The organism is Nocardioides sp., assembly GCF_036503465.1.
In the GTDB taxonomy this organism is placed as follows: Bacteria; Actinomycetota; Actinomycetes; order Propionibacteriales; family Nocardioidaceae; genus Nocardioides.
Map to the genome: position 1 here is coordinate 1 of NZ_DASXWU010000085.1, position 8998 is coordinate 8998.

Genomic DNA, 8998 nt, shown 5'->3' on the forward strand with positions numbered 1-8998 from the left:
GACTACCACTGCCAGCACGACCTGGATCGTCGGTGAGGGCGAGATGCGCCCGTGCGCGACCACCAGGGATCCGGTCACCACGACCGTGCCGAGCGTGAGCCAGGTGACCCGGCGCTCCAGTCCTGGCCGGTTCACCGGGCCACCGCTCACGGCCACGGCCATCACGTAGAGGACCACGGCCAGCGTCACCGCCCGGATGCAGGTGACCGTGGCAAGGCTCTCCCCGGGCGCGGACAGGCTGTGTGCCAGCACGCTCGAGGGGAGCGCGATCCCGCCCATGAGCAACATCGCGAGCGCGCGCAGACCGCAGTGCTGCTCACCGGTGATCCGCCAACGCGCCAGTCGGAGGATCCCCGCGACCAGGAACGCCGGCGCTGCGAGCGCCCGGGTCATGGCCGTCGCCTCCGGCAGCGGCAGCGGCGACGCGAGCCGAGCGATGCTCACCGCGCTCACCACCAGCGCGGCTGCAACCACCGCGGCCAGCGCGGCGCCCAGCGGCCCTGAGATCTTCTCCCGTACGGTCACCGACCGATCCCCCCGTGATGTCCCCCGATACATCGGGCTCCGAGGTTGCCGCTCCTCGCCTCCGGAATCAAGCCCACGCCTGTGCAGGACGTCTAGTCAGGATGGGCCAGGTGGCAGGCGATGCGGCGATGGGACCGAGCAGATCTACGGCTCTTGGTACCGCTCCCGCTACTCCCTGCGGTGCGACGTGGCTCGTCGCGCGCCCACCTCGAGGAGGTCGGGCCGTGTGTTGGCGGGATCTTCACCAGCCGTGCCCGGCGGGTGAGGGGAACCTCCGGCGCCGCCGTCGTCGTCGAACCTGCCGACACGAGGCTCCGCTCGGTGGGCTTCGGGGCGCAGGAAAGTGACTGCAGCCACGACCAGCAACACGACACCGAGCCCGATCACGAACAGACCGTGGTGTCCGCCCGACATCCACACGGCCGGGTACCCGACCAGGGGCACGACCCGTGCGACTCGGTAGGCGCTGGCACCGCTGAGCGACGTGACAGCGGGATCGTTGACGGTGTTGGCATCGCCACGGGTCGTGATGACCGTCGTCCCACTTCTGACGCGCAGCTTCACGATGCGGTGGACGGTCAGGCTGTGAGCCTCGTCCGGGGAATGGAACACGATCACGTCGCGCACGTGGAGGTCACTGACCGGCACCCTCTGGGTGATCACGACGTCCCCGGGCTGCAGACCGGGACGCATGCTGCCCGACAACACCGGCGTGGCGTGCCAGCGTCCGGTCGCGGTCTGAAAGCCGCACACAGCGAGCACGCCCAGGGCGAGCACCAGGAGCGCAGCGCTGAACACGCCGCGGACGGGCTGACGTCTCCGTTGTCGGCCGGTCGTCCGTCCGGCTTCTCCCGATGAGCCGCGCATGTCAGTAGTCGTATCCGGTGAAGGCGACCCGCACGATGGTGCGGGCGTTCTGTGCCGCGGGTGGGAGCCCCTGTTCGGCGTCCGCCGGCTGCAGGACGAGCTGGTAGAGGGTCGACTCACCGGCGTGGAGCGGGTAGGGGAGCCGCCGACCGTCGTCCATATGAGCCCGGCGACCGTCGTACCCTGCCGGGGACAGGTCGCCGGCCGCGGAGCACAAGGGACCGTCGTAGACCTGCTGGGAGTGCGTCACGTCCGTCACCGTCACGCGCAGCGAACGGACCAGGGGCGCTCCACTGCTGCCGTCGCAACCGGCGGCCGTGAGGTTCAGGTAGGTCGAGGGCATGTCCAGGGTGCCGGTGTTCTTCAGCAGCAGATCCTTGCTGATGGGCGCGACGTGCGAGCCGAGGTTGCTGCCGTCGACGTCGAGGTGCAGGTGTTGACCCGTCCTGCCGTTGAGCGAGAGTCCGATGTTGCCCGTGCTGAGCGACATGGTGCCGGCCACCTGCGCCGTGAAGGTCGCACCGGCCCCGGCACCGATCAGGCCGAGTCCGGCCACGGCGATGCCGGCAGCCATCATCAGCTTGGGACGAACGGTCATGACCTCGAGTCCTCATCTCCTCGAACGCAAAGTCGGCTGAGGAGCCGCGGGGCCGTCTGGGACGGTCCCCGCAGCTCCCTCGAATGGATCAGCCGGTGAACGAGAAGGTCATGGTCGGCGTGATCGTGCCGCCTTGCGCGTCGTTGTTCAGGCTGGGCGGCGTGCTGTAGGGCCCGCCGGTCTGCCCGGCCCAGGCTGCTGCCGTGTGGGAGCCGTCGCTGTAGATCGGCTTGCAGTACGACGAGTCCTGGCCGGCGTAGAACTCGACCGAGAAGGTCATCGAGTCGCCGGGCTTAAGGACGACCGGGTTCTGCTCGACGGTCGGATTCAGCGCGACGGCCGTGGTCAACGGTCCGTTGCCCTCGGTCCACGGGCCACCGCTGTAGTCAGTGCTCTGGATGCAGACGTTCGTCTCTGAGAAGAGAGCGTTGTTGCTGGGGGTGTCGGCGTGCGACTCGGTCATCTGGATCGCGGCGGCGGTCGCCGGGACCGTTCCCTTGTTCGTGATGGTGATCACGTGCTGGTCGGTCTCGAACGTCGAACCGGTCGGCCCGAAAGCGGGGAGGATGACGGTCTTGCGATCCCCGGACACGGTGCCACCCCCGCCGTTGGTGATCTGCACGTCCACCGTGCCGGCGGTGATGGTCTGCCTCGCGTGCACGGCGTCGGTGAAGCTGGCGCCTGCGCCCGTTCCGATCAGCGCCAGCGCCGCGACGCCCACGGCGCCTGCGGTGATGACCTTGCGGGAGAATGCCATGGGTATTCGGCCCTTTCACGAAGGATGAGGTGCGGCGACCGCGGGTCGCCGCCGCCGGGGCGACCATCCCTCGCATGCCTCCCCGGGGGCATCGACAATTTTGTTGAAACCGAGCGAGACGGGTGAGCGCCGGGTCAGTCCTGGCGGAGCCAGATCGTCGCGAGCGGGGGGAGCACCAGCGTCGCCTGAGCGGGGGAGCCCCCGCCGCCCTCGGCCGCGGTCACCGCTCCGAGGTTGCCGACCCCCGATCCGGTGTACGTCGCCGCGTCGGTGTTCACGAGCTCCCGCCACTCGCCGGCCGCAGGCAGGGCGAGCCGGAAGTCGTTGTGGGGGACGGCCGCGAAGTTCGAGACACACGCGAGGGTGGACCCGTCAACGCCGCGCCGGATGAACGAGAACACGTTCCGCCCGGCGTCGTTGGCGTCGATCCACTGGAACGAGTCCGGCTCGCTGTCCCGGGACCAGATGGCCGGGGAGTCGGCGTACGCCCGGTTGAGGTCCTTCATCAACCGGTGCACGCCCAGGTGCTCTGGGTGGTCGAGCAGCCACCAGTCGAGCTCACGCGACTCGGCCCACTCCGACTCCTGGCCGATCTCGCCGCCCATGAAGAGGAGCTGCTTGCCGGGGTGCGCCCACATGAACGCCAGGTAGGCACGGAGGTTGGCCAGCTGCTGCCAGCGGTCGCCGGGCATCTTCCGGAGCAGCGACCCCTTGCCGTGCACGACCTCGTCATGGCTGAGCGGGAGCACGAAGTTCTCGCTGAAGGCGTAGGTGAGCCCGAAGGTCAGCTCGTTGTGGTGCCAGGAGCGATGGACGGGTTCGCGCTTGAGGTAGTCCAGCGAGTCGTGCATCCAGCCCATGTTCCACTTGAAGCCGAAACCCAGGCCGTCGCTGTCGGTGGTGCGGGTGACGCCGGGCCAGGACGTCGATTCCTCGGCGATCGTCGTGGCGCCGGGGACCCGCTTGTAGACGGTCGCGTTCATCTCCTGCAGGAACTGCACGGCCTCGAGGTTCTCGTTGCCGCCGTACTTGTTCGGGCTCCACTCGCCCTCGGGCCGCGCGTAGTCGAGATAGAGCATGGACGCGACCCCGTCGACGCGCAGGCCGTCGGCGTGGAACTCCTCGAGCCAGTAGAGCGCGTTGGCGTAGAGGAAGTTGCGCACCTCCCGACGGCCGAAGTTGAAGATGTGGGAGCCCCACTCCTTGTGCCAGCCCCGCTGCGGGTTGGGGTCCTCGTAGAGCGGCGTGCCGTCGAAGCGCGCCAGCGCCCAGGCATCGGTGGCGAAGTGGCCCGGCACCCAGTCGAGCAGTACGCCGATCCCGCGCTGGTGGAACGCGTCGACCAGCCGGCGGAAGCCGTCGGGGTCGCCGAACCGGGAGTCCGGGGCGAAGTACGACGTGACGTGGTAGCCCCAGGAACCTCCGAACGGGTGCTGCATGACCGGCATCAGCTCGACGTGGCTGAAGCCGAGGTCGGCGACGTACGGCACGAGCTCGTCGATCAGCTGGTCCCAGGTGAGCACGCTCCCGTGGCGTTTGCGCCAGGAGCCGAGATGCACCTCGTAGACGGACATCGGCTGCGAGATCGGCTGCTTCTCGCCCCGGGCGCGCATCCACGTTTCATCGCCCCACTCGTGACCGGACTCGAAGACCCTGCTGGACGTGGCGGGCGCGACCTCGGCCCAGAACGCCATCGGGTCGGCCTTCTCGCGCCACTCCCCGTCGGCGCCCAGCACGACGTACTTGTAGCCGGCGCCGGACCCGACACCGGGCATGAAGAGCTCCCAGATCCCGGACTCCCCGAGCTCCCGCATCGGGTGCTCACGGCCGTCCCACGAGTTGAAGTCGCCCTCGAGGCGTACGCCGCGCGCCCCGGGCGCCCAGACGGCGAACGACGTGCCGGTCACGTCGCCGGTCGATGCCCGGTAGTGGTGGACCCGCGCCCCGAGCACGGTCCACAACAGCTCGTGCCGCCCCTCGTTGACGAGGTGCAGGTCCACCTCGCCGAGCGTCGGCAGGAAGCGGTAGGGGTCGTCGACGGTGATCGTGCCCTCCCCGTAGTCGACCTCCAGCCGGTAGTCCGGGACGTCGGCCGTGTCTCCGCTCGACGCTCCGACCCAGACCCCCTCGTGCTCGTGCTCGAGGGGCACCCGCGTCCCTTCGGAGGTCACCACCGTGACCGTGCGGGCGAGTGGCTTGTAGACGCGGAACGTCACCCCGTCGGCGTCCGGGTGTGGCCCGAGGACGGCGTGCGGCTGGCCGTACTCGCCGCGGGTGAGCTGCTCGATCTCGGACCTGGGGACCTGCTTCATCGCAACGTCTCCTCCGCCTGGCCTGGGGTCTCGGGCCGACCGCCCTGGAGCGCGGCCATCGGGATGGACAGCCAGGTCGGCCGGTTGCGCGCCTCGTAGACGCACTCGTAGACCGCCTTGTCGGCGACGTACGCCGCGAGGAGCGTCTGCTCGTCAGCGGCGAGGGGGCGCCCGGCGTACGCGTCGAGGAACGCCGCCTGGTTGCGCGCCGACCACTCGGCCGCCCGGAAGGCGCGCTGCTCACGGCCGTCGTCGCCGGTCGCCGCCGCCGTCATCTCCGCCACCCGGGGCGCGTAGTCGAAGGAGCGCAGCATCCCCGCCACGTCGCGCCAGGGGGAGTCGGGCAGCACACGATCGGCCAGCGGCTTGGCCGGCTCGCCCTCGAAGTCCACGATCTTCCAGCCCTTGGACGTGCGCAGGGTCTGGCCGAGGTGCAGGTCGCCGTGGACGCGCTGGATCGTGCCCGACTCGATCGACCCGACGGCAGCGAACAGGTCGCGCAGCGCGGGCGCGTGCTCCGCCAGCTCCGGAACGACGTCCAGCGCCGCCTCGAGCCGCTCGGTCATCGCCTTGGCCAGCTCGGCATGGTCGGACGCCGTGCGCTCGGCGGTGGGGAAGTGCTCGGCGAGCAGCGTGTGGATGTGCCCGACCGCCTCCCCGAGCCGCTGGGCTTCGGCCGCGAAGTCACCGCCGACCTCTCCGGCGTACAGGTCGGCCTCGGCGAAGAGGTTGCGCACCGACGTCAGCGCCAGCTCCCACCCGTCGCTGGCCGTCCGCAGGAACTTCTGCAGCATCCCCAGCTGCAGGTCCTCGCTCTGGATCCACCCCAGCAGCGCCGCGACGTTGTCCGACCCGGCCAGGGTCAGCTGCTCGTGGATCTCGATGTCCGGGTTGGTCCCGGGGGTGACCCGCCGGAACAGCTTCAGCAGCGCGTGCTCGCCGAACGCCACCGACGAGTTCGACTGCTCGCCGGTGAACGGCGTCGAGGGCGCGGTCGGGTCGAGCTCGTCGCCCGGCAAGCGGTGGAACTCCAGCCTCCCGTCGGGCGGGTAGGCGAAGGCACGGAGGTACGCCGCCATCGCCTCGCGGTCGTGGACCGCGTCGTAGGCGTGCACCCAGCCGGCGTCGGGGTCCTCCCACCAGCCGACGAACGCGTGGTCGAGCCGGTGCTCGGGATCGGTGTAGAGGGCCAGCGGCACCTGGTACAGCTCCACCCCGCCGTCGTCGTAGGTCACCTCGGCCAGGTCCACGACGACCCGGGGACCCTCGTCGGCGATCACGCCCAGCCGGCGTACGCCCGACACCCGCAGACCCCGGCCCTTGCCGCCGAACCAGCGGGCGCCCTCGATGTACTCGGAGAGCTGCCGGAGGCCGTCCTCGGTGGCGGTCGACGCAGCGCCCGTCGCATCGCCTGGGCCGTAGCTGGTGGGTGTCTCGTCTGTCACGGGGCGGTGGCCTCCTCGGGTGGGGCGGTCAGCCGGAACCAGTAGAACCCGTACCCACCCAGGGTCAGGAGATACGGGAGCTCGCCGATGGCGGGGAAGGGCACGCCTCCGAGCAGCTCGACGGGCACGTGGCCCTCCCACCGGCGCAGGTCCAGCTCGACCGGCTGTGCGAAGCGCGAGAGGTTGTTGACGCACACGATCGCGTCCGCGCCTCCGGGGGAGTCGAGCTCGCGTGCGTAGGACAGCACGGCCGGATTGGTCCCGCCGAGGTCCAGGAAGTTCCCGAGCCCGAACGCCGGGTGGCCGCGGCGTGCGTGGATCATCCGTCGCGTCCACTGGAGCAGCGAGGACGAGTCCTCGAGCTGCGCCTCGACGTTGACGCTCTGGTAGCCGTAGACCGGGTCCTGGATCGCGGGCAGGTGCAGCTTGCCCGGCGTGGCGGACGAGAAGCCGGCGTTCCGGTCGGGTGTCCACTGCATCGGCGTCCGGACGCCGTCGCGGTCACCGAGCCAGATGTTGTCGCCCATCCCGATCTCGTCGCCGTAGTAGAGCACCGGGCTGCCTGGCAGCGACAGCAGGAGCGCGGTGAACAGCTCCATCCGGTTCACGTCGTTGTCGAGAAGCGGCGCCAGGCGCCGGCGGATGCCGATGTTCGCCTTCATGCGGGGGTCCTTGGCGTACTCGTCCCACATGTAGTCGCGGTCCTCGTCGGTGACCATCTCGAGGGTCAGCTCGTCGTGGTTGCGCAGGAAGATGCCCCACTGGCAGTTGGCCGGGATCGGTGGGGTCTGTTCCATGATCTCGGAGATCGGGAACCGCGACTCGCGTCGGACCGCCATGAAGATGCGCGGCATCACCGGGAAGTGGAAGCACATGTGGCACTCGTCGCCGTCGCCGACGTACTCACCGGTGTCCTCGTCGCGCTTGCCGCCGAAGTAGTCGACGACGTCGGCGGGCCACTGGTTGGCCTCGGCCAGCAGCACCCGGCCCGGGTACTTCTCGTCGATGAACCGCCGGACCTTGCGCAGGAACTCGTGGGTCTCGGGAAGGTTCTCGCCGTTGGTGCCGGGGCGCTCGTAGAGATAGGGCACGGCGTCGAGCCGGAAGCCGTCCAGGCCCATGTCCAGCCAGAACGACATCGCCTCGAGCATCGCGTCGTGGACCTTGGGGTTGTCGAAGTTGAGGTCGGGCTGGTGGGAGAAGAAGCGGTGCCAGAAGTACTGCTGGCGGACCGGGTCCCAGGTCCAGTTCGACGGCTCGGTGTCGACGAAGATGATCCGGGCGTCCTCGTACATCTCGTCGGTGTCGGACCAGACGTAGAAGTCGCCGAACGGTCCGTCGGGGTCGCTGCGCGAGGCCTGGAACCACGGGTGGGCGTCGCTCGTGTGGTTCATGACGAAGTCGATGATCACCTTCAGGCCGCGCTCGTGCGCTGCCGCGACGAAGTCGCTGAAGTCGTCGACCGTGCCGCACTCGGGGAGGATCGAGGTGTAGTCGGCGACGTCGTACCCCCCGTCGCGCAGCGGCGAGGTGAAGAACGGCGGCACCCAGAGGCAGTCGACGCCGAGCCACTTGAGGTAGTCGAGCTTCTCGATCAGGCCCCGGAAGTCGCCCGTGCCGTCGGCGTTGGAGTCCCGGAACGACCGGACCAGCACCTCGTAGAAGACCGCGGTCCTGTACCAGTCCTCGGATCCCTCCCTCGAGCCGGGCTCGTCGGCCGGGCTCGGCCCATCGGCCGGGCCGCTGGACACCACCGTGTCGCTCATGCGGTCCTCCGGACGATGAGCACGTGGGCCGGCTCGGTGTAGGGGTCGAGCCGGACGTAGTTGTGCTGTCCCCAGTGCCAGTCCTGCCCGGTGATCTCGTCATGGACGGCGAGACTGTCGTGCCAGTCGAGCCCGAGCGCGGGAAGGTCGAGGTGCGCCATCGTCTCGCGGGCCGCGTGCGGGTCGAGGTTGATCACCACGATCACCAAGTCGTCGGCCGACTGCTTGCTGAACACCAGCACGTTCTCGTCGTCGCTGGAGTGGATGACGACGTTGCGCAGCAGCTGCAGGGCGGGGTGCGCGCGGCGTACCTCGTTGAGCTTGGTGAGGTACGGCGCCAGGGTGCGGCCCTCCTGCTCCGCGGCGTCCCAGTCGCGCACCCGGATCTGGTACTTCTCCGAGTCGAGGTACTCCTCGCTGCCCGGTCGCACCGCGACGTGCTCGAACAGCTCGTACCCGGCGTACACCCCCCAGCTCGGCGAGCCCATGGCGGCGAGGACGGCCCGGATCTTGAATGCCGCCGGTCCGCCGTACTGCAGGTAGGCGTGCAGGATGTCGGGGGTGTTGACGAAGAAGTTCGGACGCATCAGGTGGCTGGACTCGTGGGAGACCTCGCGGAGGTAGTCCTCGATCTCCCACTTCGCGGTGCGCCAGGTGAAGTAGGTGTAGCTCTGGTGGAAGCCGACCGCGCCGAGGGCGTGCATCATCGCCGGCCGGGTGAAGGCCTC

General features: G+C 69.5%; 7 protein-coding genes and 1 pseudogene. All 8 read right to left on the reverse strand.

What is annotated here, in order from left to right; all coding sequences use genetic code 11:
• Nucleotides 1-525 (reverse strand): hypothetical protein (locus tag VGK78_RS15505; RefSeq protein ID WP_331528592.1); only part of this gene is annotated, 525 nt, incomplete at its 3' end.
• A 168-nt stretch (nt 526-693) separates the two neighbouring features.
• Nucleotides 694-1323, reverse strand: a complete 630-nt coding sequence (locus VGK78_RS15510; RefSeq protein ID WP_331528593.1) for a signal peptidase I — start codon at nt 1321-1323, stop codon at nt 694-696.
• 70 nt (nt 1324-1393) lie between these two features.
• Complete coding sequence (locus tag VGK78_RS15515) at nt 1394-1990, reverse strand: hypothetical protein (RefSeq protein ID WP_331528594.1); 597 nt, start codon at nt 1988-1990, stop codon at nt 1394-1396.
• Nucleotides 1991-2078: 88 nt separating this feature from the next.
• Nucleotides 2079-2747, reverse strand: coding sequence for a SipW-dependent-type signal peptide-containing protein (locus VGK78_RS15520; RefSeq protein ID WP_331528595.1), 669 nt, complete (start codon nt 2745-2747; stop codon nt 2079-2081).
• 134 nt (nt 2748-2881) lie between these two features.
• Nucleotides 2882-5059, reverse strand: a complete 2178-nt coding sequence (gene glgB, locus VGK78_RS15525) for a 1,4-alpha-glucan branching protein GlgB (protein ID WP_331528596.1) — start codon at nt 5057-5059, stop codon at nt 2882-2884.
• Nucleotides 5056-6504 (reverse strand): maltokinase N-terminal cap-like domain-containing protein, encoded by a 1449-nt coding sequence (locus VGK78_RS15530; protein ID WP_331528597.1) that lies wholly within the window; start codon nt 6502-6504, stop codon nt 5056-5058. Before VGK78_RS15530 ends, glgB begins: the two co-directional genes overlap by 4 nt.
• Entirely contained in the window at nt 6501-8270 is a 1770-nt protein-coding gene (gene treS / locus VGK78_RS15535; protein WP_331528598.1) for a maltose alpha-D-glucosyltransferase, read from the reverse strand. The genes VGK78_RS15530 and treS overlap by 4 nt, the downstream gene beginning before the upstream one ends.
• Nucleotides 8267-8998: pseudogene (locus tag VGK78_RS15540) on the reverse strand (alpha-1,4-glucan--maltose-1-phosphate maltosyltransferase); the annotation flags it as partial. The gene treS and the pseudogene VGK78_RS15540, both read right to left, overlap by 4 nt.

Coding starts and splice junctions, on each gene's coding strand:
- VGK78_RS15520 (WP_331528595.1), bottom strand. CDS start 2,747: ATGGCATTCTCCCGCAAGGTCATCACCGCAGGCGCCGTGGGCGTCGCG.
- treS (WP_331528598.1), bottom strand. CDS start 8,270: ATGAGCGACACGGTGGTGTCCAGCGGCCCGGCCGATGGGCCGAGCCCG.
- VGK78_RS15515 (WP_331528594.1), bottom strand. CDS start 1,990: ATGACCGTTCGTCCCAAGCTGATGATGGCTGCCGGCATCGCCGTGGCC.
- glgB (WP_331528596.1), bottom strand. CDS start 5,059: ATGAAGCAGGTCCCCAGGTCCGAGATCGAGCAGCTCACCCGCGGCGAG.